This is a genomic window from Paenibacillus riograndensis SBR5 (assembly GCF_000981585.1).
Taxonomy (GTDB): domain Bacteria; phylum Bacillota; class Bacilli; order Paenibacillales; family Paenibacillaceae; genus Paenibacillus_AQ; species Paenibacillus_AQ riograndensis.
Genome location: NZ_LN831776.1, coordinates 1,961,630 through 1,986,101, shown reverse-complemented (window position 1 = coordinate 1,986,101; position 24,472 = coordinate 1,961,630). Strand labels below are relative to the sequence as shown.

Annotated in this window: 17 protein-coding genes; 1 reads left to right on the top strand and 16 read right to left on the bottom strand. The window is 49.9% G+C overall.

Annotated features, from left to right (window positions below):
- Window positions 1-29: 29 nt before the first annotated feature.
- The 6 genes from PRIO_RS08500 to PRIO_RS08475 form a co-directional block, all read right to left on the bottom strand.
- A complete protein-coding gene (locus PRIO_RS08500) occupies window positions 30-869 on the bottom strand; it encodes a carbohydrate ABC transporter permease (RefSeq protein ID WP_020427005.1) in 840 nt (279 codons plus the stop codon).
- Between the two features lie 19 nt (window positions 870-888).
- Window positions 889-1,785 carry a carbohydrate ABC transporter permease gene (locus PRIO_RS08495; RefSeq protein ID WP_020427004.1) on the bottom strand — a complete coding sequence of 299 codons (897 nt, stop codon included), beginning with the start codon at window positions 1,783-1,785 and terminating at the stop codon, window positions 889-891.
- Window positions 1,786-1,843: 58 nt separating this feature from the next.
- Window positions 1,844-3,163 (bottom strand): ABC transporter substrate-binding protein, encoded by a 1,320-nt coding sequence (locus tag PRIO_RS08490; protein WP_020427003.1) that lies wholly within the window; start codon window positions 3,161-3,163, stop codon window positions 1,844-1,846.
- A gap of 54 nt (window positions 3,164-3,217) precedes the next feature.
- A complete protein-coding gene (locus PRIO_RS08485; protein WP_039786502.1) occupies window positions 3,218-5,554 on the bottom strand; it encodes a glycoside hydrolase family 65 protein in 2,337 nt (778 codons plus the stop codon).
- Window positions 5,555-5,715: 161 nt separating this feature from the next.
- The gene (locus PRIO_RS08480; RefSeq protein WP_231869839.1) at window positions 5,716-6,741 is read right to left on the bottom strand and encodes a LacI family DNA-binding transcriptional regulator; all 1,026 of its coding nucleotides are present in this window, start codon (window positions 6,739-6,741) and stop codon (window positions 5,716-5,718) included.
- Window positions 6,742-6,811: 70 nt separating this feature from the next.
- Window positions 6,812-7,555, bottom strand: coding sequence for a helix-turn-helix transcriptional regulator (locus PRIO_RS08475; RefSeq protein ID WP_020427000.1), 744 nt, complete (start codon window positions 7,553-7,555; stop codon window positions 6,812-6,814).
- Between the two features lie 107 nt (window positions 7,556-7,662).
- Here PRIO_RS08475 and PRIO_RS08470 point away from each other — a divergent pair, with 107 nt between their 5' ends.
- Window positions 7,663-9,951: a glycoside hydrolase family 65 protein gene (locus PRIO_RS08470; protein ID WP_020426999.1), complete on the top strand. Its 2,289-nt coding sequence runs from the start codon at window positions 7,663-7,665 to the stop codon at window positions 9,949-9,951.
- Between the two features lie 239 nt (window positions 9,952-10,190).
- Here the strand turns inward: PRIO_RS08470 and PRIO_RS08465 are convergent, their stop codons facing one another.
- From PRIO_RS08465 to PRIO_RS08420, 10 genes are all read right to left on the bottom strand, one after another.
- On the bottom strand, window positions 10,191-11,309 hold the full coding sequence (locus tag PRIO_RS08465) for a GerAB/ArcD/ProY family transporter (RefSeq protein WP_020426998.1): 1,119 nt from the start codon (window positions 11,307-11,309) through the stop codon (window positions 10,191-10,193).
- Window positions 11,310-11,326: 17 nt separating this feature from the next.
- The gene (locus tag PRIO_RS08460) at window positions 11,327-11,557 is read right to left on the bottom strand and encodes a hypothetical protein (protein WP_231869838.1); all 231 of its coding nucleotides are present in this window, start codon (window positions 11,555-11,557) and stop codon (window positions 11,327-11,329) included.
- 6 nt (window positions 11,558-11,563) lie between these two features.
- Window positions 11,564-12,709: a Ger(x)C family spore germination protein gene (locus PRIO_RS08455; RefSeq protein ID WP_039786495.1), complete on the bottom strand. Its 1,146-nt coding sequence runs from the start codon at window positions 12,707-12,709 to the stop codon at window positions 11,564-11,566.
- A gap of 63 nt (window positions 12,710-12,772) precedes the next feature.
- Complete coding sequence (locus tag PRIO_RS08450) at window positions 12,773-14,308, bottom strand: spore germination protein (RefSeq protein ID WP_020426995.1); 1,536 nt, start codon at window positions 14,306-14,308, stop codon at window positions 12,773-12,775.
- Between the two features lie 312 nt (window positions 14,309-14,620).
- The gene (locus PRIO_RS08445) at window positions 14,621-15,595 is read right to left on the bottom strand and encodes a glycosyl hydrolase (RefSeq protein ID WP_085981526.1); all 975 of its coding nucleotides are present in this window, start codon (window positions 15,593-15,595) and stop codon (window positions 14,621-14,623) included.
- Between the two features lie 145 nt (window positions 15,596-15,740).
- On the bottom strand, window positions 15,741-16,820 hold the full coding sequence (tnpB, locus tag PRIO_RS08440) for an IS200/IS605 family element RNA-guided endonuclease TnpB (RefSeq protein ID WP_046501866.1): 1,080 nt from the start codon (window positions 16,818-16,820) through the stop codon (window positions 15,741-15,743).
- Between the two features lie 99 nt (window positions 16,821-16,919).
- A complete protein-coding gene (locus PRIO_RS34365) occupies window positions 16,920-20,378 on the bottom strand; it encodes a glycosyl hydrolase (protein ID WP_231869837.1) in 3,459 nt (1,152 codons plus the stop codon).
- A gap of 318 nt (window positions 20,379-20,696) precedes the next feature.
- On the bottom strand, window positions 20,697-22,403 hold the full coding sequence (locus PRIO_RS08430) for an ABC transporter substrate-binding protein (protein WP_020434251.1): 1,707 nt from the start codon (window positions 22,401-22,403) through the stop codon (window positions 20,697-20,699).
- An 85-nt stretch (window positions 22,404-22,488) separates the two neighbouring features.
- Window positions 22,489-23,427 (bottom strand): carbohydrate ABC transporter permease, encoded by a 939-nt coding sequence (locus tag PRIO_RS08425; protein ID WP_020434250.1) that lies wholly within the window; start codon window positions 23,425-23,427, stop codon window positions 22,489-22,491.
- Between the two features lie 14 nt (window positions 23,428-23,441).
- On the bottom strand, window positions 23,442-24,398 hold the full coding sequence (locus PRIO_RS08420) for an ABC transporter permease (protein ID WP_020434249.1): 957 nt from the start codon (window positions 24,396-24,398) through the stop codon (window positions 23,442-23,444).
- Window positions 24,399-24,472: the final 74 nt, after the last annotated feature.

Sequence of the window (24,472 nt, the reverse complement as noted above, 5' to 3'; positions counted from 1 at the left end):
TGTATAGGTCAGAAATACATTACGGCCGCTTAGCCCTTCACTGCGGAAGAGATGGAGATCCCTTCAATAAAATACTTCTGGGCAATAAAAAACAGGATTAGCGCAGGCAGCATAATCAGAATGGTCGCCGCCATCAGCATGTTCCACTCCACATTGTATAAGCCCTTGAACATGGACAGCCCAAGCGCCAGCGTATATTTTTCATTGGAATTCAAATAAATCAGCGGGCCCTGGAAATCGTTCCACACGCCCATGAAGGTGAAGATGGAAACCGCGATAAGGGGCGCCTTGGAAAGAGGAAGCATAATCCGGGTAAAAATCTGCCACCGGTTCGCTCCGTCCACAACAGCCGATTCATCCAGCTCACGCGGGATGCCACGCATAAATTGTCTTACAAGAAAGATATTAAATGCACCGCCGCCAAAAAAAGCGGGCAGGATCAGCGGCAGGAACGAGTTGGTTAGACCAGCCTCTTTGAACAGAATGAAGGTCGGGATAAGCGTCACCTGGCTCGGCAGCATCATTGTGGCCAGCAGCACCAGGAACAGCGTTTTTCTGCCGCGAAAGTTGAAGCGTGCGAAGCCATAGGCGCTGAGGGCCGAAGTGAATACCGTACCGATCATGACAGGCACAAGAATGACGATCGTATTGCGCAAATATAAAAAGAACGGAATGGCTTTTACAGCATCGGCATAATTTGACCAGAGCCAGCTCTGTGGAAAAAATGAAGTCCCGAACACTTCGGCTGGCGACTTCAGCGAGGTGGATACCGTCCACAGCAGCGGAATCAGCACAATCGCCGAACCGCCGAGCAGCAGCAGAAGAGCAAGCAGTTGAAACGGATTGAATTTACTTTGTATTTTTTGCATTGTAGGCGTCTCCCTTCCTTTAGTCTTGTTGATCATCGCCCTGGTAGTACACCCAGAAAGACGAGCTGCGGATGACCAGAAGCGTGAATACCAGGATGATCAGGAACAAAATCCAGGAGAGTGCGGACGCATACCCCATATCGAATTCCATAAATGCCTTGTTGTACAAATAAAGATTGTAGAACAGGGTCGAGTTTAGCGGACCGCCATTGGTCATGACGAAGGCCTGGGTGAAATATTGAAAGCCGCCGATAATCCCCATAATCAGGTTAAAAAATACGGTCGGCGTAATTAGCGGCAAGGTTATGCTGAAGAAACGGCGGAACGGACCGGCACCATCGAGTTCCCCCGCCTCGTACAGGTCCTCCGGCACGCCCTGCAGACCGGACAGATAAATGATGATCGTGTTCCCGATTCCCCACAGACCCATCACAATAAGGGCGCCAAGCGCATAGCTTGGGTCCTGCAGCCACGCCGGACCTTGAATACCGAACCAGGACAGCGCCTGATTCAGAATCCCGTATTCCGGATTGAAGATCATCACCCACATCATTGAGGTGGCGACAGCCGGAATAACGGACGGCATAAAAAAAATAAGCCGGAAAAACTTCATTCCGCGCGAACGCATGTTGAGCAGTACAGCAATTAAAATTGACGCTACCTGGAACAGCGGTACGGACACAAGTGCAAAGATAAAGGTGACTTTTAAAGACTGGTAGAACAGTTCATCGTGAAAAATGGCCTTAAAATTGTCCAGACCCACATATTGAATCGACTCGACACCGGTGATGACATCCCATTTGCTGAAGGAGAGAACCAGCGAAAAGATCATCGGCCCAAGTGTAAAAATAACTAATCCCAGCAGCCACGGCAGGATAAACCAATATCCAGCGCGATCCGATTTGGCATTATTCATGACGGCCTCCTTGATGGAAGCAGGTGAAGCACCAAGAATAGCGCTTCACCCGCTAAGCTTATTTTGTGATTTTGGCGTCGGCATCTTTAGCCGCTTCGTCGAGCGCACTCTTCAGATCCAGCTTGCCAAGCAGCGTTTTCTCAAGAGCCTGCGTGAACGCTTCCTTGAAGACCGGGCCGTTAACCGAACGAAGCGTCACCGGTTTTTGGGCAAAGTCCATCATTTCAATGACCGGTTTGTCCTTCTCTTCCGTCGCTTTGACCTGATCAAGTTCAGCTACAGTTGCCGGCAGTACCAGCCCGTTCTTCGAACGCAGCTTCTGGGCGTCGGCGCCGGACAGCCACTTCATCAGCTCATAGCTCTCCGCTTTGTGCTTCGTCTTAGAGTTCATCGCCCAGCCTGCAGCAGCGATAATGCCGGCACGCGTTCCGTCCGCCCCTTTCGGAATCAAAGCCGAGCCGTATTCCACGTCCGATTTGTCCAAATCGGATTTTATCCAGCGGCCGGTAACCATCATGGCCAGTTTGCCGGTCATGAACATCGAGGAATCGCCGCCCATCGTCTGTGTATCCTGCGGCGTCGGCGATACTCTGTTCTCACCTGTGGACAGCGCCACATATTTTTCCAATGCCTTCACTGTCTTTTCACCATTCATGAAGCCTTCAGCTTTCGTGCCGTCTTCATTGGCAATATCGGTACCGTTCGCCCACAGGTAGGTATAAATCGGATATTCCCATGTACCGGCATTGAATCCAAACTGGGTGTATTTGCCGTTTTCTTGTTTGGTCAGCTTTTGGGCTGCGGCGAACATATCATCCCAGGTCCAGCTTTCACTCGGATAAGCGACGCCCGCATCATCAAAAATCTTTTTGTTGTACCACAGAGCCAGCGGGTTAAAATCCTTCGGTAAATAATACAGCTTGCCGCCGATCTGCTCCATATCGATCAGATTCTTCTGGTAAATGTTTAGGTCAAAGGCTTTATCCTTGGCGATGTAATCGTCAAGCGGCTCAATGACACCCTTATCCACATAGGAGATAAAGTCGCCTTCGCCGACCAGAAACACATCGGGGGCCGTGCCGCTGGCCAGTGAGGTCGTCAGCTTGGTGCCATAACCGTCTCCCGGTATCGGCTCGAATTTGACCTCAATGTCCGGATGGGCAGCATTGAACTCATCGGCCAATTGTTGTTCGACCGCACCGGTGTTCACATCGCCCCAGATGGAGAAGGTAAGCTTCACTTTTTCCTTGCTGCCTCCGGCATTTTCCGTTCCGGCGCTGTTGCCGGCATTATTATCCGCTCCGCCCGAAGAACAGGCCGAGAGCAGCATAGCTCCTGCGAGTACCGTGGCGATTGTGTAAGACCATTTCTTTTTCATCTTGAATGACCTCCCTTAATAATGTCCATTATTTGGATTTCATTAGTGCTTATCTTATAAATTTGCAAAAATGGCTGTAGACTGTACTTCCTGCAGCTGCCCGTGAACGAATAGGCTGACTGGCTGGCCTGCAGTGCTGCAGATGGAAATTTCCTGCGGTGTAATGCTGATCTCAAGACGCTGACCCTGCCAGTATAGCGGGAAGGCCAATTTGTCCCAATGCTCCGGCAGCTTCGGCGCCAGATGCAGCTGTCCATCGAGCATCCTTACTCCGGCAAAGCCCATGACTGCGCACTCCCAGATTCCGCCAAGCGAAGCAGCATGGATGCCTGCATCCGAGGAATGCACCTTCGGTCCGAGGTCGATCTCGGTAGCTCTTTGGAAGAGACGGTAAGCAAGCGTTTTGTCGCCGAAGTCGCTCGCCAGAATGGAGTGTGTCGAAAGCGACAGGGAGGAATCATGCAGAGTTTTTTCCTCATAGTAATCGTAGTTGGCACGCTTGACTTCCGGTGAGAATTTATTTTCCAGCAGGAAGAACAGCATCATGATGTCCGCTTGCTTCGAAATCTGCATATTTCCAACCTGATCCAGATTGTAATCATTAAATATGCTGCCCACTTTTTCCTGATCCTTGTATGGTGTCAGGTCGATAATTTCCTTTTGCAGGTACGTGTCGTCCTGCGGAATAATCAGGCGCTCATTCGGCTGCGGCAAGTAGATCAAGTCCAGCTTGCTTTCCCATATGCCGTAAGCCTCGTGCAAGTTCAGCAGCTTATTGTAGCGGGCAAACAGCTCCGGCTGGTTCTGCTCCAGCTCCTTGTAATATTGCATGGCCAGCTCGATGTTGAAATGAGCCATATAGTTGGTAAAAGCATTGTTATCGACATGCTCTTTGTACTCATCCGGCCCGACGACTTCGTTGATCTCATAACGGCCTTGGGCCTCGTTCCATTCCAGCCGGCTCGCCCAGAAGACCGCCGTATCGAAGATGATCTCATATCCGTAATCTTCCATGAAATCAACGTCACCCGTTGCCCGGAAGTAGTGCCATACCGCATAAGCTATATCCGATGTAATGTGCTGCTCAATAAATCCGGACCAGATTTTGGTCTGCTCACCGGTTACGATATCGACCGCACCCCATACCGGGGTCACTTCACCGTCAGACGGCCAGGCGGCTTCCCACGGATACATAGCTCCGGCATACCCGTTCTCCTTCGCTTTGCTCCGGGCGCCCTCCAGTCCCAAATAACGGTACTCCAGCAGGGAGCGGGCAATTTGAGGGTTGCTGTAAATGTAGAACGGCAGGATGAAAATCTCGGTATCCCAGAAAGAATGGCCTTTGTAGCCTTCACCGCTCAAGCCCTTGGCGCCGATGCCCATCCGGTTATCATGCGCCGGGGTCATGGCGACCAGATGATACAGTGCGAAGCGTACACCCAGCAGATCAAACGGATTGCCGGATTCAATCGTAATGCCGTAATTCTCCCATACCTTGGCCCACGCAGCAGCATGCTTACTGAACAGAGTCTCATAACCGGATTCATGTGCAGTCTTCAAAACGTCCAACACTTCCGCACGCATCGCCGGCAGGCTGTAGTTACCGGCAAATTGCTTGTCACGGCTGGTGTATACGGCTGCTACCTTATCCAAGGTCAGCGTTTGACCTTCTTCCAGATTCAGGCTGTAAGCTACAGCCACCTTGCGGCGGTCAATTTCCATCGCCGGTGCAAGGTCAACCGTCCCGCCGTCGACCTTCAGCTTGTGGGAAGCTCCAATCACGAAGTCAACCTTGGATTCCGTGGTGGTCTGAATCAGCTCCAGGAAAGTCTTGTCGTAGATCCGCTTCTCACCTTCATGGAAGTGCTGGCTGCCGCTGTTGCTGACTTGAGCGTCAATACCGGAGGCTACGGACAGATGAACCGGACCCCGCAGCACCTTCACTTCGAGCTTCAGCCCGATCAGGTGCAGCTGATCCAGAGAGACGAACCGGCGGAAGGTGAACTCCAGTTCCTTGCCGTCGCCGCTGTTCCAGATGAACGTACGCACCAGTTCGGCTTCCCGAAGATTCAGACTGCGGCTGTATGCCTTTACCTCTCCCTGATCCAGAGAAAAGCACTTGCCGTCAATCCGAATGTCCATCCGTGTAACATCAGCGGCATTCGGCAGCTCGCTGACCTCCAGCTCATCGAAGCGGTTGAAGGTTCCGTTCACGAAGAGATTGCGTTTCTCACCGACATACGATTCTTCAGCGGCGGAACGAAGCCCCATATAACCGTTGCCGAGCGCCATGACGGCTTCACACTTGGCTAAGGCCAAATTTGAAAATCTTTCTTCCGTTACGACCCACCCTGAAGCCCCATCGGGTAATGTCTTGTTGTAATTTAGCATGATTTGAATGTCCTCACTCTCCAAAAATTTCTCTTTTTTGTAAGCGATATCGAAATCGTTTTCGATTTAAAGAAAAAATTCGAAAACGATTTCGATCATCCCGAGAAAAACCTCTTTGCTAGCGTTTAATACAGATGGTTTCGAAAACGTTTTCGATCTTATTATAAAATCATTATTGTCTCTCTGTCAACTATGCTGAAGGGAAGAATTTTATTATATCCGGGTGTATTCCGCTCCAACATCTTAACAACTTGCTCCAGTGCCGCATACCCAAGACCGACAAAATCCTGGCGGATGGTGGACAGCTTTGGCGTTGTATAGCTGCACAGAACAATATCGTCAAAGCCCATCAGCGAAATATCTTCCGGAACACGCAGCCCCAGCTCAGTAATGCGCTTCATCACGCCAATCGCCATCAGATCACTGGCAACAAACACAGCCGTCAGCCGGGGATTTGCAGAGATAAAGCCTTCAGTCAACTCATAGGCGCCTTCCTCGGTGAAATCCGCTTCGACCACCCTGGAAGGAATAAAGGTAAGACCCGCCTCTTCAAGCGCTTCGCGGTAGCCCTGCTCCCGTTTGATGCTGACTGTAGCATACCGGTGTCCATTAACCATCCCGATTTCCTGGTGCCCCTTGCTGATCAAATATTGTACCGCCAGCCGGGCCGCCTCCAAATTATCCGTAATGACAGACCCCGCGTGCGGTCCGATCGTTTCTGCGTCAATCACAACGCTCGGAATGTCGCTGTCGATCAGCTCTTCAAAATAGGGGTCTGTCGTCCGCAGTCCGGAAATGACGACGCCGGCAATTTTGTGGTCATTGCAGAATTGCCAATACGATTTATCCTGCTGTTCGGACAGGCTGCGGGTATAAATCACGACCTCATATCCGTACCGGGTGGCGGCTGCGTATACACCGCTGATAATCTGGAATACCACTCCGTCCTTGCCGTTAGCCTTCTCAAAGTTGGAAATAATCAGAGCAATCGTCTTGGTTACTTTATGCTTGAGATTCTTGGCCAGCATATTTGGAGAATAATTCAACTCCTGTGCCGCCTGAAGAATTTTGCGGCGTGTTGCTTCACTTACATCACTGTACCCGTTCAGTGTCTTCGAGACCGCGGAGATCGAGACACCGGCATGTTTTGCTACGTCTTTTATGGATACCATTACAGGCTTTCCCATCCCTTTCTATTTTTCGGCATAACTCGGCCAGCCTTCATTATAACACAAGGCAGGAGACAAAAATTCATGTTCAGCCGCGCTCTTTACGGTACTGTCCGGGCGTTTTCCCGGTGTATTTTTTGAACAGCTGTGTGTAATAGCTTTGGCTGCAGAGCTTGAACATCAGCGAAATGTCAGAGATGGACTGGTTGCTGTGGATTAGAATCGACTTGGACTCTTCAATTCTCCGGCGGTTGATGAATTCGGTAAGGGCCATTCCCGTCTCGCGTTTGAAGCGGTCCGAGAGATAGCTCGGGTGAACGCCGGCATGCCGGGCAATCCTCCCCAGTGTCAGCTCACGGCAAATATGCTCGCGGATATAATAGATGGACAAATTAACGATGTGGGAATAGTGCAGAATCTCCTTCTCTCTTTTCATAATGGCAATGAACTGCAGCACCATCTCATATTCAAAAAGAAGCAGCTGTTCGAGGCCGGCCGTGTTTTCAATGTCGCGGATGATCGTATCGCTTAATTGAAAAGCCGTTTCCGGGTTCACGCCGCCGCGGATAATCGCCCTTGTAAACAAGGTGCAGGAGGCAATCAACGAGTTCTTCTTGGAGCGGAGCGGGTAGCCGGCCAGCGTGGCGGCCTCCAGCGTATTAATTTTGTGCAACGCCTCCAGTGCCTTGGACTCATTGCCCATCCGGATCGCTTCCAGAAGCTCCTGCTCATAGTCCAGCGGCGGATGAACAAACCCCCTGTTGAGATCCTCGGACCTTGTTGACCAATAAGAGGACACCGCCCTCATCTCCGTTTCCTCCCCATCAGTCATATGCTTCTCCACCTAAAATTTTTGATAATAAGCTAAATAATTTAGTATCATCTTAAGCTTTTCTAACCTAAAATTCAATCCATAACGATCCAGGAGGAGATTAGGCAATGAGTTGGAGCATTTCGGGCCACGGACTTTCGGCAGATGCCCTGCTGAATTTAGAAAGCATTTTTGCGCTGGGCAACGGTTATTTGGGCGTACGGGGCAATTTTGAAGAGGGTTACGCCAACCCGGACCTTCAGAGCATCCGCGGCACCTATCTTAACGCTTTTCATGATGTAATCCGCATTCCTTACGGCGAGAAGCTGTTCGCTTTCCCCGACAATCAGCAGAAGCTGGTGAATGTGATCGACGCCCAGGATGTGCGCATCTATATCGGTGAAGAAGAGGAGCTTGTAACGCTTACGGAAGAGAGTATTCTGGGTTACGAGCGTATCCTGCATCTGGACAAGGGTTATTCGGAGCGCAGAGTGCATTGGAAATCGTCCACCGGCAAAGAGCTGAAGCTTCGCTTTCGCAGACTCGTATCCTTTACGCACAAAGAATTATTCGCAATCGATATTTACATTGAGCCGGTAAATTTCACGGGCCGGATCAAGGTGGTATCCCGGGTGAACGGCGAGGTCAGCAACTACAGCAATCCGAATGATCCCCGGGTCGCCGCCGGACACTCCAAGCTTCTGTCTGTTGCCGGCTGCGGCGTACAAGAGGAATTTTTGTATGTGGAAGATAAGACTTCCGTATCGGCACTACACACTTGCTGTGTAACCCGGCATCAATGGGATGGAAACTGGCAGACCGAGGCGCACGCCAGCGCTGCGGAAGGAACGGTTACCGCCACAGCAGAGCTGCGCGGACCGCTGAATCTGACCAAATGGAACATCTACACGGACACTTTGCGCCATGAAGAGCACTTGGTGGAAAAAGGCATCGGACTTCACAAAGCGCTTCAGGGAATGTCGATGGATGACCTTCTGACAGAGCAGCAGGCGTATTTGCAGGATTTCTGGAAAAGATCCGATGTGGTGATTGAAAATGACCAGTTGCTCCAGGAGGGAATCCGTTTCAACCTGTACCAGCTGCTGCAATCCGCAGGACGGGACGGGCACAGCAATATTTCAGCCAAAGGATTATCGGGTGAAGGCTATGAGGGGCATTATTTCTGGGATACCGAAATTTATATGCTGCCTGTGTTTCTGATGACCTCCCCGGAAAGGGCGCGGCAGCTTCTGCTCTACCGGTATTCCAAATTGGAGCAGGCCCGAAACCGGGCCAAGGAAATGGGCCATGCCCGGGGGGCGCTGTTCCCGTGGCGGACGATCGCCGGGACGGAATGCTCCTCCTTCTTCCCGTCGGGTACGGCGCAATATCATATTAGTGCAGACGTGGCTTACAGCTACATCCAGTACTATCTGGCGGAAGAGGACCAGGAATTTCTGCTGGACTACGGGGCTGAAGTACTGTTCGAAACGGCCCGGCTGTGGATGGAAATTGGCCATTACCACGAGGGCAAATTCCATATTGACGAGGTAACAGGGCCGGATGAGTACACCTGCTTAGTCAATAACAATTACTATACCAATGTTATGGCCAAATATAATTTGAAATGGGCTGCCCGCAGCTATGAAGTTTTGCAGCACAGCCAAAATAATGGCCTTCAGGAATTGTGCAGCCGGCTTGGGGTTACCCCGGAGGAAGTGAACCGTTGGCAGCAGGCCGCCGAAGCTATGCTGCTTCCCTATGACAGTGAGCTCGGGATCAACCCCCAGGACGATACCTTCCTCCGCAAAGCAGTATGGGATTTCGAAAATACGCCCAGGGACCGCTACCCGTTGCTGCTGCATTATCACCCGTTGACGTTATACCGCTATCAGGTATGCAAGCAGGCGGATACGCTGTTGGCCCATTTTTTACTTGAGGATGAACAGACGGAAGAGACCATCCGGCGTTCGTATGACTATTACGAGGCCATCACCACCCACGACTCCTCTTTGTCATCCTGCATTTTCAGTATTATGGCCTCCAAAGTCGGCTATCATGACAAGGCCTACGAATACTTTATCGAGACGGCCCGGCTTGATCTCGACAATACGCACGGCAACACCAAAGACGGGCTGCACATGGCTAACATGGGCGGAACCTGGATGGCCATCGTCTTCGGCTTTGCCGGGATGAGACTGAAAGAAAGCGGGCTGTCGTTGTCCCCGGCCATTCCGGACGGATGGACAAAATATGCGTTTCGCCTGACCTTCCGCGGGCGGCTGATCGCAGTAACCATCGGTCGTACGGATGTTGAGCTGGAATTGCTGGAGGGCGGCGCCCTGACGCTGACCTTGTATGGACAGCCGGTTGAGCTAAGTCCGGGAGCCACTGTCAGACAGACGTTAATCCCCTAGTCCGGGTAACGAAACGAAGCGCCGCACCCGGTAGCCCGGTTTGCGGCGCTTCGTTTTAGCTATATGATGTACAAACCTTTCAAATCCAAGTCATTCGGCTCAAAAACCTCCCACAATATCAGTGACTTGCTGCCGTGATCCAAACTTCTCCGCTATCGTACCCGTTACCTTTCGTGTAGAGCGCCCTTACAAGCATGGCAAAATCAACTCATTGCCGGGCAGCCTCCAAGATTTGTTTATCACTTTGCCGGATTTGACTCAGCCACAGCCTGCCGCCTGCCTTTGCGGCTTCGAATCCACGCCGTTAAGAACAGCAGAAGACCAAGAGCGATGTTGAAAAAATCAAAAATAACATGGCTCGTTCCCAAATAGATTTGGAATTCTTCAACGCCGGAAGTTCGCCACATACTCAGCACCAGCGCAATGAAGCCTACCGGAAACACAAGCTGGCGGTAGTTTTTGAGTCCGAACCACTGGCTGGCCCCCAATGCGGCCGTATACAGATAGGTGGTTAACTGAATGAACGTTCCGGGGAGCCACACGATTAGCAGCAAGGCGTCAACATGCTGGATAAATTTACCTATTCCTATATACCGAACGACTTCGATAAACGGATAATTCAATGTGCTGACATGCTTGCCGAAGAGAAAAACGGATACAAGCCCGGAGACTGACAAGGTAACCATGAGAGCAAACCAAGTTAATACTATGCACACTGTCGTTTTCTTCTGATTCGACACGAACGGAAAATATAGACCAAGCATCAAATAACCGGAGAACCAGCTGAACGGGACAAGGGCGCCCTTAATGGAAGGAGCGATCCCTTCACCCATAACGGGGAGAATATTATTTACGTCCCATTCCGGAATTGACAAGATGATCAGCAGTCCGAACACCAGGAAGGTTATCGGCAGGAACAGTTCTGCTAGCCGACCTAAAACCTCCAGACCTCCTCTGACGGCGTAGGCTACAAGCAAGACAATCCCGCCAATGGCGATTAGGGGTGGCGTTTCACGTAAAAAGACGGCCGAAATAAAGTCGCCAAATTCCCTCAATATAACAGACGTCAGATTAATACCGTATAGTATGACTACAAGCCCTACAGCTTTGCCGGCCCAAGGTCCAAGCAGCCGTACGCTGTACTGAATGATGGTCTCCTTCGGAAACCTGCTGCTGAGCCGGAGCATTCCTAGTACAAATAGCAAACCAAGCAGATGAGCCCAGATCGGGGATAACCACAAATCGTGACCGGCTTCCTTGCCTGTTACCTTCGGAATATACAGGATTCCGTCGTAGGCCGTTACCGAATAAAAAAGAAGACCTAGCTGCGCTGCGGAAATCTTACCTTTCTCTATCATCAGAAACGCTCCTCACTTCAACCCGACGTCAACCGCTTAAATATACTGTTGAACATATCGATCGGTCCTGGCATATTAGGAAACAGAAGCACGAGCACAGCCATGAGCCATGCGACACCTGTGACGGCGAACAACGACACCCGCTCTCTTTTTTGCTTGTTTCCGAGACAACGCCATTCGGCCCATACCATCAATGCAGTTGCAAAGGTTGTTCCCGCCACCTTCACCCAAGTCACTTGCCTCCACACCTCTTTTCAGGATTTGCCGACGGGCACACTATTCATCCCGGTTTGCCGGATTCTCACCTTAACCTGCACGTTGGCTTGTACCAAAGGATACATTCGCTCCCATTGGTCATGGATATGTTTCCATTTCCGTGGATTGTGGCGTTCGATCTCTTCGCCGAAGCCGAAAATGTCAGCCTTCATCCTTTGGGCTTGCTTGATGGTTATCTCCGCCTTTTTGCGGATTTTGTCGACCGCCGCCTCTTCAACATTGCGGATAAATTTCGAATCCGTTGTTTTAAAGCGAGTCGTATTTTGCACGAGGCTCATTTCGGCTTCGATCACAATGTCCATACGCGGTATTTCACCCGCAAATTTAGGATCGATCCGGGTGCTGGAAGAAAGGACTCCAAGTGAAATGAGCGGAGAAGAGGGCCGCTCCAGCTTCACCGTCTCAACGTCGCCTTTTACTTGTTTCAATATCCATTTAGCCCCGGAGTAGGACTCGCCTTGAATCAATCCGGCCATACGGTAGCTAGAGAAGGCAGCATAACCTTTCACATATGGGACGCTTTCCCCGCCGTCTTGCGTGGTATCCACATAAGGTAAAAATGCCTCCTTTGAAATATTTCCGAGATCCTGTACAAGGCTGTTAAGCGTTATGGCCCGGCGAAAGAGGCGCTTGGATTCACCGCCCAGAAAATCCGCTTTAGTCTTTTCGAGCGGGGGGTCAGAAGCGAGAAAATCGCGTGCGGTCCCTTTGCAGACAAATGGCCGGACCCGCAGACGGACATTGCTGTCGCGGACAAGATAATCCAGCTGTTCCCTGAGCTGGCTGCGGGACAACGCCTCTCCGATGACCAATATTTCAAGCTGCCCCCAATAAACAGTGCGGGACAGCTTAACCTGCAGCTCAGAAGCAGCATCCGCAGCAGTTGCGCCTGAAGCGGACCAAATCAGAGTCGAACCGCTGCTTTTAGAGCTGCTCTTACTCTTACTCTTACTCTTGCTCTGTTGTGTATCCCCTCCTACCTCCTTTGGATGGACAATCTCCAGTGTTAATTCAATCTCCCCATTGTTTTTCAGGTCTAAACCGGCTGTCGTTACAATCGCCAGATCATTCACTTCCTTACGATCCCAGCAGCCCGTCGAAAACAGTAAAACGGTTGCCGCCATTACAAGCAATATGCTCTTACAAGCATGCATCCAGATGAATGATAATCCGCTCTTCATCATCCGTCAGTTCCCGCCTCCTTTGCTTGAGCCCGGCTTCTGCCCTGGCGCCAGCCGGTGGCGGTTCTGCAAGCTGCTAAAACCGGGACGCCTTGACATTTTCCACAGAGGGGCCCGAATCATGGTATCCTTCATTTCATTTGGCACAAAAGGCGCGAAAGGAGACATGAAGGGGACGCCGTAAGAGCGGAGCATGCACAGATGTATCGCAATGGCGATAAGGCCAAACGATACCCCGAGCAGGCCCAGCGTCCCCCCAAGGATAATAAGCGGCAGCCTCAATAGACGAATGGCGAACTCCAGAGAATAATGAGGAGCCGTAAATCCCGCAATGCCTGTGAAGGCAATAATAATAACGATCGGTGCCGACACTAGCCCGGCCGACACGGCGGCTTCTCCTACGACCAGCGCTCCGACGATCGTAACCGCTGAACCGATTTGCCTTGGAAGGCGGAGTCCGGCTTCACGCAGCACCTCGAACGCGAGCTGCATCATCATCACTTCTACGAAAGTCGGAAACGGGATTTCCTCACGCGCTGAGGCAATGCTAGCCAACAACTTGCCCGGCACCATTTCATGATGAAAATTTAAAATCGCAACGTACACTGCCGGAAGTATCATGGATAACATTAGCGTCCAGTACCGCAAAAACCGTAAAAAGCTGGAGTATACTGTCCGGTTGTAATAATCGTCTGCAGCCTGTAAAAGCGTCGCCAGCGTTGCCGGAACAATGAGCACATCAGGGGTGCCGTCCACCAGGAGAACGATACGGCCTTCGAGCAAGCTCCCTGCTGCCACATCCACCCGTTCCGTAAATTGCTGCTGCGGAAACGGCGAGTATGGATTGTCTTCTGTCAGTTCTTCTATGTACCCGGTCTCTAGTACGCTGTCAATATTGATACGTTCGAGCCTGCTTTGCACCTCATGTAACAGGGAAGGTTTAGCCAATCCGTCAATATAAGCAATGCAGACTTCAGTCCCCGTATAGCTGCCAATGCTGTACGATTGTACTTGCAGCTTAACGCTCCGGATTCTCCGCCGTAACTGCGAGAGATTGGTCGTGATGGATTCGGTGAAGCCTTCCCGCGGCCCCCGCAGCGATGTTTCAGTCTGGGGCTCTTCTATACTGCGCTTGTCCCATTGAACGAGTCCTAAAAGTAAAGCCCCGGCACAACCGTCCACAAGGAGAACGGGATACCCTTTGATTAATTGCCCGGCACATTCCTCAATAGTCCCGGCCTCATCGGCAGACATGACGGGGAGGAGGCGCATTTTGACCGATTGCAGATCGTTGCTTGATTCATCCCCGGATTGCATGAGAGGCTTCAAGACATTATTGTCGATCTCCTGCCTGTTCGACATGCTAGGAATATTGACGAGCTCAGCCCTGATCGTTCCGCCGATCAAAAACGGGCGAAACGAAACGTCATCGGCTTCACCTAATACTCTTTTGAAGGCCTCTATATTGAGGTCTAACTCAGGAACCAGAGCAGTGCGGTCCTTCAATTCAAAGCTGCCAGTTGAAGCAGAACGTGTCTGCATCCTCACCCCCTCCTGTCGCCAATACTGGTTATAACAGTTCATCATTGTGAAAGTACCGTTATTTTAACCATATAAGCGATTTATATCCTTTCACCAGTTACTCGTACTGATGATCACAGCATCTCCGCCTTGATAGCTTCCCTTGTCTACGGTTTTCGTGACATGGATCTCATTATTTATCGTAGCCATTATCCTTGCCCTCCGGCCGGCATGCCGCTAATATGAAACGAAGCATGGCTTTAGCCATGCTTCATAACAATATCATCGCTTAAGACGGACGGCGCGTCTTGAGGTTAGTGCTGTTCCCTTTCCTTAATAGAGCCGCGGAAGTGTGTCTAAGGTAACTGCATACGGGTGGTCATATGCCCGCCGAAGCTCCTCCTTCGTCGTCCATTCCCCGGACGCACCGTAATCATTGGACCATATCATATACCAAACCCAAGGAATACGCGTCTCGGACAATGCGGGGATGCCCGGAAGCACACCGATTTCACCCAGTGCAGCCAGTTTATTGGCCTTCGTAATTTTCACCAGCCCGTTGTATTCTTTCTCTAAGTCAGTATGGGTATGTTTAGGAGGATACAAATCCAGCGAGATCACGTCGCAGACGTCGTCGCCCACATACCCTTCCGGAAGCGGAGAATTCCAGACCCAAATGAGGTTATTCAAGCTATGATGATTCGTATACCGCTCATACATCATACGGTACAGCTGTTTGGCCACTTCGGGCCCTTTGGCTCCCCACCAGAACCACTCACCTTCAGATTCGTGGAAAGGGCGCCATAACACCGGAATCCGCTTCTCGCAAAAAGGCTTAAGCAATGCTGCCATGTGATCCATGTCGGATAAGAGCATCTTATGCTCTTCCGTTCCTTCCACTACAGCCCGGGACGCGTCAAAGGTGGTGTACTCGGTATAGAACCCTTTGTCACGGCTGCCGAACGGTGAGAACCAGTGCCAGGTAAATGTTATCAGCCCCCGCTTGTTTAACACCCAGTCCCATGCATTGTCCAGCGTATTTTTATTTTCCTCCACCTCAATCAGGCAAGCTTCGCCGGCATCGCCGTAGTTAATGCCCGGGGAATAAGCAAGCAGCTCAAACCCGCATAGAGCCGGCAATTTCCCCGTCACCTCTTCAATATACCGCAGTTCTTTCTGTACGGTGGTTTGCGTATGCTGGCCGGTTATGATCCCCTTGCCGGACAGTTCGTTTAAATAACGGAGGACGTTCTTTACCTCCTCAATTGCATTTGGATTGCAGGGTGCAGCATTCATAAATTTGTTCATTTCCAAGACTCCGATCATTAATTTTAGATATATTAGGAGTGTGAACTACACACCACCTAAGAGGTGGGTGCTTCTTGGTCAATAGAGCTACTGCTCCAAGTTTACCCAAGCTTAGAGGCTAGTTCCTAGCCCAATCGTTGCCATTTTATATGGCTAATTGTAGTAAGTTTTTAGCTGCGTTTACATCTCTGTCGTGTTGTGCACTACATTCAGGACAAGTCCATTCACGTACCGCAAGGTTCTTCACTTCTGCGTTTTTGTAGCCGCAGCAGGAACATAGTTGGCTGCTCGCAAAGTGTTTTGGGGCAATCATCAATTCTCTACCGTACCATTCTGATTTGTAAGTAAGCATCTCTCTGAACATGCTCCAAGATACTTCGGATATGGCTTTCGCTAATTTGTGATTCTGCATCATGTTCTTTACACGCAAGTCTTCCATCACGATCACTTGGTTTTCGCGTATCATTTGGGTTGACGTTTGGTGCAAGAAGTCTTTACGCTGATTCGCTATTTTTTCATGAAGCTTGGCGACCTTCAAACGTGCTTTATTTCGGTTATGGCTTCCTTTCTTCTTTCTCGACAAGTCCTTTTGCAGTTTGGCTAATCGTTGTTCAGATTGACGAAGATGTTTCGGATTTGCGATCACTTCGCCACACGAAGTAATCGCAAAGTTTCTTAGTCCCAGATCTACGCCAATCTTCTTTTCTGTTTTTGGCAAAGGAGCGATATCTGTTTCTACCCGTACGGAGGCAAAATATTTTCCTGATGGTGTTTTGGATAGGGTGCAGGATTTGATTCGCCCCCAGAATGGACGATGTACCTTGATTCGGATTTTTGTCTTTAGTTTCGGAATTTTAATCGTTCCAGCTTTGGTGGCTATCGTTCCGTTTTGATTGTTCGTTGTGAAGCTATTGTTGTTCGTTTTCTTGCTTTTGAATGTAGGGAAACCCACGTTCTTATCCCGAAAAAAATGCCTATAGGCTTTCTCCAGGTTGAGCTGAACGTTTGCTAAGGCCAGGCTGTCCACTTCTTTCAGCCACGGGAATGCTTTCTTGTACCTGGCAGGTGTATTATGGAGCATTTTCTCCGTTTGTTTATAGTGTTCGATCTTATCCGCAAGCATTTTGTTGTAGATAAAACGGACACATCCGAACACCTTTGCCAGATATTGTTGTTGCTCATGGGTGGGGTAGATCCGATACTTATACGCTTTAAGTACGAACATGCCTCGCAACTCCTTTCCAGGAATTTACGAATCCATCATAGCACAAATGTTCGTATTTATGGAAGATAATTTCCTTTGGATAAGAAAGACCGTTGCCATTCATCCCACCATTTTAGAAATGGGGGAATTCTGACAACTGATGGTTAAAAAATTCAAGTAGACCAGTAAACGCTTTATCATGACGACAGCTTGTGCGCGGTCTGCCAAATCTTTGGCGGCAAACTGATCATTAGTTAAGCCCTGTACAAGTCCCGCATCTAACGCCTCATTAACACTGTCCGCCGCCCAATGACTGACAGAAGACGAGTCATGGAACTGTCCCAGGATATCACGTGCCGCTTCCACGCTCTGACCTGCGATTGCTGCAGCGCGAACAATCAGAACCGCCATCTGCTCACGCGTAATCAAAGCGTCCGGCCGGAAGGTGCCGTCCGAAAAGCCGGTAATTAAACCTGATTCGCCGGCAGCCCCAATCGCCTCCGCATACCACTTTGTTGCCGGAACATCAGGGAATTCGGCTGCTCTCGATGGAGTGGTGAAGCCCAGCGCTCTGGTTATTAGCATTGTGAATTCAGCCCGCGTAATTAAACGGTTCGGGGCAAAGTGATGGTCATCGGTTCCATGAACAAGCAATTTATTCGCCATGAATTCGATATCCTCCTTGGCCCAATGGCCGCCGAGATCGTCAAACGTTCGCTTAAACTCGCCCATCGTATAAATGCCGCTGCCGTTCCGCTTGATAGTTACAACCGTTTTGCCATCCAGTGAATTGAATAAAGATGGAATAAATGACAGCTCTCCTGTTGCAGGATCAACCAGTACAGCTGTCAAGCCCTTGCCGGCAGACTGAGGAAAGGTAATCGTATGGGATACATATCTGCTACCAAAATGGTTGATTTGGACGGAGTTTGCGTCCGAAAATGCAAGGATGCTGAATTCATACATGTTACTGTCCAACCGGACGTCCGGGTCCTTTGTCCCTATGCGGATTTCCCCGGCTTGTCTGCCGGTGAGCTTTCTTATGTGGACCGAAATATGAATTTTATGAGCCTCAACCCCCAACCGGTCCGAAATTGCATCAACATCGACGAGCGTAACCGGGAGACTGTAGGTCCCCGTATCCGATTGAATTACAATTCTTGCTTTTGGAGTGATGGCGGCTGCTTGTGCCAGAGCCGACGCGAGGAAGCTGACCTCTGTAACTTCACTGCCGGCAGCATCAATCACGAACAACTGCGATTCAGCAGGATGACCAATCTGTTTTTTCAGCGCGGCAATCAGTTCTGCCTCATCCACCTCGATACGTTGTGATCCAAAACTATCCGTAGGCCCGCTATTCCCTATGCTTCCGGAACTGCCGCCTTCGGCCACGGTTTCAGTAGACGGTGTAAGACGCGTTAACTTAATATAATCAATATCTGTTCCCTTTTCGGCGCTGATGATATCAATCGTATTCTCTCCCTTTTGTAGAGGGTAAGATCCCGTTACCGTGTCTGTCCACTCGGCTGCATCTGCAAACGTATATTCAACCGCAGAAGCACCATTTACCGAAATGCTGTTCTTTGTCTGCACATTGCCCGTCTTATAACGAATCATCAGTGAATAAGTACCTGGCGACGCATCGACTTTAATCCGTAATCTTCCCCCCTGAGCATCCATACCGGTAATATAACCGCTTCCCGAGTATGCACCCTGCTCATCACTTACTTCCAAACCTGTGAGTTCTCCTTTTTCTGCCTCATACTTTAGTGAGGAGTACAGGTCAGCCGGAAGTTCATCAAGAGTGACGACATAGTCGTGCTTATAGATTCTCTGCAAATGTTCAGCAGAGTTGGTGGCTCCGTCCTTGATAAAGCTGCCGGTCCAGGTGGTGAAGAAGCTCCAGTCGGCGCCATAAGCCTGCAACATTTCCGGATCAGGGATAGGTCCGTTTTCCGCCAGTCCGATCACTTTTTTGCCGTTCACCAGGGATACCAGATTCTCATACTTTGCGATGCTGGGATTATAGTCACCTGCGGGATTATAAATATCGACACTGGCGATATCTACGACATCATCTCCCGGATACCACTCCGGTTTCTCGGAGTTCCATACCCAAATCAGGTTGTTTAGATGATGATGGCTGGTCAACCGGTCAACCATCAGCTTCCATAACCGCTTTGCCGGCTCAGGCCCTTTAGCTCCCCACCAGAACCAGCCGCCTTCCGCCTCATGAAGCGGCCGCCATAACACCGGAACACCTGCATTCTGCAGGCGTTTCAACTGAATTGCGATTTCATCGATATCCCGGATGAGTAAGTGATAATCCTCCGAATCCGGATGATCAAGCGCATATTCCACATCAAAGGTTGTATACTCCGTGTAGAAGCCTCTCCACCATTCATAACCCGGCTCCTCCCCTCCGATCCCCTTTGGCGCATTCCAGTGCCAGCACAGCGACACAATGCCCCCCCGGTTATACCACGCGATCATTTTCTCGATTTCAGTTGACGAGGCGCCGTTTTCAACACGGGAGGGGGAATAGTCCATCAGGTCGGTGGCGAGTATCGCCGGATATTTCCCAGTCTCCTGACCGATCCACTCTGCATCCTCAAGCGTTTGCTGCCCCGAGATAATCTTTTGGCCATACTGGCTGTCCATAAAGTTCATGAGTGCCCGGGCTTCAGGCGTTGCATCCGGATTCATTAAGGTGCTTACCACCTCGCGTTGCTCCGGCTTGGCGGCAGCCGTCAATTTGACGTAGTCGATATTGTACCAGCCCCAGTTAGCCAGAATCTCGATGGTATTATCGCCTTGATTCATCCATGTTTTTCCGGCAGAGATTTCAATAAAGCCGGTGGTCTCCGGCAGTGTAATCTCCGAAGTATGCCCGTTCAAGACCATGCTGGTCTTCTTCTCGCCGTTTGGCGCACAGTAACCTACAAGAATGTCGTATGTCCCTGCCAAAGGAGTTTTGTAAGTCAAAGTAAGCGAGCCCGACTGCTGAAATATCACGTACCCTTCTCCTGAGTATCCGTCCCCTGCGGTACCTACCGAGACACCGCCGCTCATCATGCCGTCCTCTGCCTCAAGTATGTTTCCTGCCGACGGGTCTTTGGCCGGTTCCAGCTTGATATGCTCGATTCCATAGTAGCCCCAGCCCCGCGTAACCTTAATCGAATTATTACCGGCGTTCAACAGCACTTTACTCACCATTTTTTCAGCCCGTACGGTACCTGCAGCAGGTGCATCCAACATTAGCTCTCCGGTGCCTATACCATTAACTTGAATACCGGTTGCCTTTCCGCCGTAACCTTCAGGAATATAATAGCCTATACTCATCTTGTATAATCCGGCCTCTGCGACATTCACCGTAAAGGTTGCATTTCCCGCTTCATCCGGAGAGGAAGCATCTTCCGCGAAAAAGAAAGAGATATAGCCCCCGCCATCGTAGAGCCGATCCTTATCCTCATAGACAGGCCCCCGTTTCTCAATGCCATAACCTTTTAACACGGCCTCTGCATAAGTGGCCTTGACGACGCTCATGTGATCACTTTCCGTCCGCCGATCTCCCATCATCCCTCCTTGGGAATTATAAACAATGTCTGAGATGTCTGTGAAAGCAGCAGCCTTTGCACCGTTCGCTCCAAAATCTGATAACAAAGAAAACATCATAATTAAACACAGCGAGCTTAACAGACTTCTTTTGATTTTCAACCGCATCCATTTACCTCCTAGCAAATCTTGATAGCAGTACGGTGTTATCATAAGATAGAGCGCTTACATAACCATGGTAAATTCTCTCTCACCCGTTTGTGTCTAATTATTTTTATTAATAAAAAACAGGCTCATTTCCGTCTGAATAACGTTGGAAACGAGCCCGATGGATCAAACATCCTACTTCGTGGACCACAGCTCGATACGGTTTAGGATATGCTTGGTATAAGCTTCTTCCATTTCCTTAACTCCGGCTTTATCCAGGTCTGCCATATAGGCGGCCCAGATTTTATCAAATTCCTCCGGCTTGGACATCACTGCTTCAGGTATCCGCTTCCAGGTAATATCCTTCATTTTAGCCCCCAGGATCACAGCAGGATCGTCACTGGCGAGTGACATCGTGTAGGCTGCACCATAAGCTCTTGGCCCAAATTCTTCTTCTGCAGGAAAGAGATCCTTCCAATGCTCCGCACCGTAAGCTTTCAGGGTTTCCTTCTCCGGTTCACTGTAGCTCGCCGTCAACTGCTCAGGATAACTGCGTGTGAAATAGTTCCCGGTCGAATCTTTAATCCCGTCCCCATAGTGGACCATCATATTCCAGTAAAGTCCAACACCCGCTTCTTTTTGAAAAGCCGCGTTGTCATTGTCCATGCGTTCTTGTACAGCTGGTATAATCACCCGTTTGCCGCCTTCAACCGTATAGTGTTTTCCTTCAATTCCCCAGTTGTTCAGAATTTGGCCCTCTTCCGATGCAAGGAAGTCAAGGAATTGAATGGCACGTACCGGGTCCTTACACTTGCTGGAGATCGAGATTCCGTACCCTCCGTCAAAGCCGGCCGGCCAGAAGCTGGTATCCTTGTATTCTTTACTCATAGTAACCGGATAGTGACCGTAAGTCTGATCGAGCTTTCCTGCAGCCTTCAGCGCATTCTGTGCATCGCCATAATCCCATTCCGGATCGGCCAAGCCGAGGACCCGGCCCGAAGCCACTTTAGCCTTGAACTGGTCGGTCTTTTGCACGAAGCTTTCCGGATCAAGCAGCCCGATGTTGTTCATGTGATTCAACCAGCGGAAATATTCTTTTTCCTCCGGACGGCGGAAATGATAAGTCGCCTGATGCGTTTCCTGATCAATGTAATATTCGCCGTCGTCCGGTCCTCCGGTGGTCTGGAATCCTGCGTTGGTGACCTGGTACATATGCCAATCGTCCCCATTCAGCGAAAGCCCGATATTCTTATTGCCGTTTTCGTCCGTAGGGTGCTTGGTGATATAATCCTGGATGACTTTTTCATAATCCTTCACCGTCTGTATTTCCGGATAACCGGCCTCTTTGACGACACGGTGCTGAAGTTCAAATCCTCCGTCGGCTTTGAATTTCTTCTCATCAACGGCGGACCAGGTTGGAATGGAGTAAATCGCCTGATCCTCCAGGCTGTACTTGGTCCGGACAATCTTGTCCCCCAGCATTTTTTTGATGTTAGGCGCGTGCTTCTCAATCAAATCTGTCAGATCGAGAATAGCACCGGCGTCGACAAGCCTGCCGACATCCGCCTTTGCGGCGATCAAATCCGGATAGTTGCCTGTCGCTGCAATCAAGGAGATTTTTTGCACCGGATCACCGACGGCAAACTCAGCATCCAGAGTCACTCCGGTTTTTTCCGTAATAATCTTTCCGACTTCATCCTTCATGTTATTCCAGTTTGTGCTGGAATCTTCCGAAAAATAAGTAAGCGTAACCGGTTTTAACTCTGTCCCGGCCGAAGAACCTCCCGCGTTGTTTCCTTCACCGGCAGTAGCGCCGTCATTACCGCTGCACCCCGCGAGCGTCGACACTAAAGTCAGTGCCACTATGGAAGAAGCAATCAACCCTTTTTTTTCTGGCTTCATGAACTAAACCCCCTAGATTAATGAAATAGATAATAGCTTGTATGAGACAGGCAGTTCACCTGGGCACACCATAGGCCGGTACACTCTAGCTCTTCACAGCGCCGAGCGTCATCCCTTTGACAAAGTATTTTTGCAAAAAAGGATAAACAATAAGAATCGGAACGGTGACCACAATCGTAATTGCCATTTTTACCGACTCCGGCGAAATTTGTGACATGCGCTCTGCCATATTCGCGGCGTCTTGGGAATTGCTTGCGCTTGTTGTCGTGCTTTGCAGGATTTTCATTAATTCATACTGCAGCGTTGTCAAAGATTCGTTCGACCCGTTAAAAAGGTAAGTATCGAACCAGGAGTTCCATTGGCCTACCGCCAGGAAAAGAGCCACGGTGGCTAATGCGGGTTTGCAAAGAGGAAGAATAACGCGCCAGTATATTGTAAAATCGTTGGCGCCATCCAGCTTGGCTGATTCTTGCAAGGCATAAGGCAGACCGTCTATAAAGGAACGGATTACGAAGACATTAAATGCACTTACAAGGCCCGGCAAAATGTACACAGCAAACGTATCAATTAAATGCAGATCCTTCATCAGGATAAAACCCGGAATCAAACCTCCGGTGACATACATCGTGACAGCAAGAAAAATTGAAATAAATCTTCTCGCCTGAAAATCACTTCGCGCAAGCGTGTAAGCCAGCATAGAACCGCTGACCAAGCCTGCTATGGTACCAATGACGGTCCGCAGAAAGGAAATTTTGAACCCGGTAATCAAGCTTCCATAGGTGAAAATCAGACTATAGTTATCCAGCGTAAATTGCCTTGGCCAGACGGTGATTCCTCCCCGGACAGTATCCACTGAATCGTTAAGGGAGATAGCCAGCACGTTTAGGAATGGATAGATCGTCAGAACGGTTACGACAGTCATTGAAAAATAAACGATGATTTCAAGAATTCGATCTTGCGGCGCTTTCGCCTGAAGGCTCTGTTTTGCCCGGCCAACCGGCGCATTGCTTTTAACAACCCCCATGTCACCCTTCCTCCTTACATGATGCTTTCATTGGTAAAGCGCTTAAAAATCCCGTTAGCCGCAAACAACAACACCAGGCTTATCACCGAGTTGAAGATGTTGATTGCCGTTCCGAAGGAGTATCGTCCCATAGCCAGACCATAATTAAGCGCATACAAGTCAAGCACTTCAGAGTAATCGATGACCAGGTGATTCCCCAGCAGAAATTGTTTCTCAAAGCCCGTGCCCAGCAGATGGCCAATGGACATAATCAACAGGACAATCATGGTCGGACGGATACCCGGCAACGTAATATGCCATATTTGTCTCCATCTGCTCGCACCGTCCACCCGTGCAGCTTCATACAATTCAGGACCAATCCCGGATATAGCAGCAAGGTAAATGATGGCGTTCCATCCGGTTTCCTTCCAAATATCCGCACTGGTTACAACGCCCCAAAACAAGTGGCCTTGAGCCATAAACTGAATCGGCTGATCGATGAGATTCAGGCCCAGGAGTATATCATTCACGACCCCGCCGTCCGTCGAGAGCATTTTGGTGACAATCCCTGCGGCCACCACCCAGGATACAAAGTGCGGAAGATAAGATACGGTCTGGACGAACCGTTTCAAGGCCTGTACGCGAACCTCATTCAGGAGCAGCGCAAAGACGACCGGTACGATGAAACCGGCGATCAGGCCCATAAAACTCATAGCCAGCGTATTTCGCAGCACCTGATAGAAGTGTTCATCCCCGAACAGGGTGCGAAAGTGCTCAAAGCCTACCCATTTCTGTTCAAAAAAACCGACGCCGGGCTTATATTTCTGGAAGGCCATGGTCCAGCCCCACAAAGGCAGGTACTGGAAGACAAAGACCCAAAGAACGAACGGTATAGACATGTAGTAAAGATACTTCTGATTTTTTAACTCCTTCCAGGCACTCTTTTTTCTTTTTTTGTATGCGTTTTCCGCACTTGCTGTTATCGTTTTCATATTTCCTCCCCTCTCCTGCTTATCATCATAAATCAGAGGAGAGGCGGAACCCATACCAAGGATTTCGGGAAAAA

Bases quoted from the DNA above. Each gene is read 5' to 3' on its own strand.
- PRIO_RS08500 (WP_020427005.1), bottom strand. From the start codon at position 869: ATGCAAAAAATACAAAGTAAATTCAATCCGTTTCAACTGCTTGCTCTT.
- PRIO_RS08495 (WP_020427004.1), bottom strand. From the start codon at position 1,785: ATGAATAATGCCAAATCGGATCGCGCTGGATATTGGTTTATCCTGCCG.
- PRIO_RS08490 (WP_020427003.1), bottom strand. From the start codon at position 3,163: ATGAAAAAGAAATGGTCTTACACAATCGCCACGGTACTCGCAGGAGCT.
- PRIO_RS08485 (WP_039786502.1), bottom strand. From the start codon at position 5,554: ATGCTAAATTACAACAAGACATTACCCGATGGGGCTTCAGGGTGGGTC.
- PRIO_RS08480 (WP_231869839.1), bottom strand. From the start codon at position 6,741: ATGGGAAAGCCTGTAATGGTATCCATAAAAGACGTAGCAAAACATGCC.
- PRIO_RS08475 (WP_020427000.1), bottom strand. From the start codon at position 7,555: ATGACTGATGGGGAGGAAACGGAGATGAGGGCGGTGTCCTCTTATTGG.
- PRIO_RS08470 (WP_020426999.1), top strand. From the start codon at position 7,663: ATGAGTTGGAGCATTTCGGGCCACGGACTTTCGGCAGATGCCCTGCTG.
- PRIO_RS08465 (WP_020426998.1), bottom strand. From the start codon at position 11,309: ATGATAGAGAAAGGTAAGATTTCCGCAGCGCAGCTAGGTCTTCTTTTT.
- PRIO_RS08455 (WP_039786495.1), bottom strand. From the start codon at position 12,709: ATGGCGGCAACCGTTTTACTGTTTTCGACGGGCTGCTGGGATCGTAAG.
- PRIO_RS08450 (WP_020426995.1), bottom strand. From the start codon at position 14,308: ATGCAGACACGTTCTGCTTCAACTGGCAGCTTTGAATTGAAGGACCGC.
- PRIO_RS08445 (WP_085981526.1), bottom strand. From the start codon at position 15,595: ATGAACAAATTTATGAATGCTGCACCCTGCAATCCAAATGCAATTGAG.
- tnpB (WP_046501866.1), bottom strand. From the start codon at position 16,820: ATGTTCGTACTTAAAGCGTATAAGTATCGGATCTACCCCACCCATGAG.
- PRIO_RS34365 (WP_231869837.1), bottom strand. From the start codon at position 20,378: ATGATGGGAGATCGGCGGACGGAAAGTGATCACATGAGCGTCGTCAAG.
- PRIO_RS08430 (WP_020434251.1), bottom strand. From the start codon at position 22,403: ATGAAGCCAGAAAAAAAAGGGTTGATTGCTTCTTCCATAGTGGCACTG.
- PRIO_RS08425 (WP_020434250.1), bottom strand. From the start codon at position 23,427: ATGGGGGTTGTTAAAAGCAATGCGCCGGTTGGCCGGGCAAAACAGAGC.
- PRIO_RS08420 (WP_020434249.1), bottom strand. From the start codon at position 24,398: ATGAAAACGATAACAGCAAGTGCGGAAAACGCATACAAAAAAAGAAAA.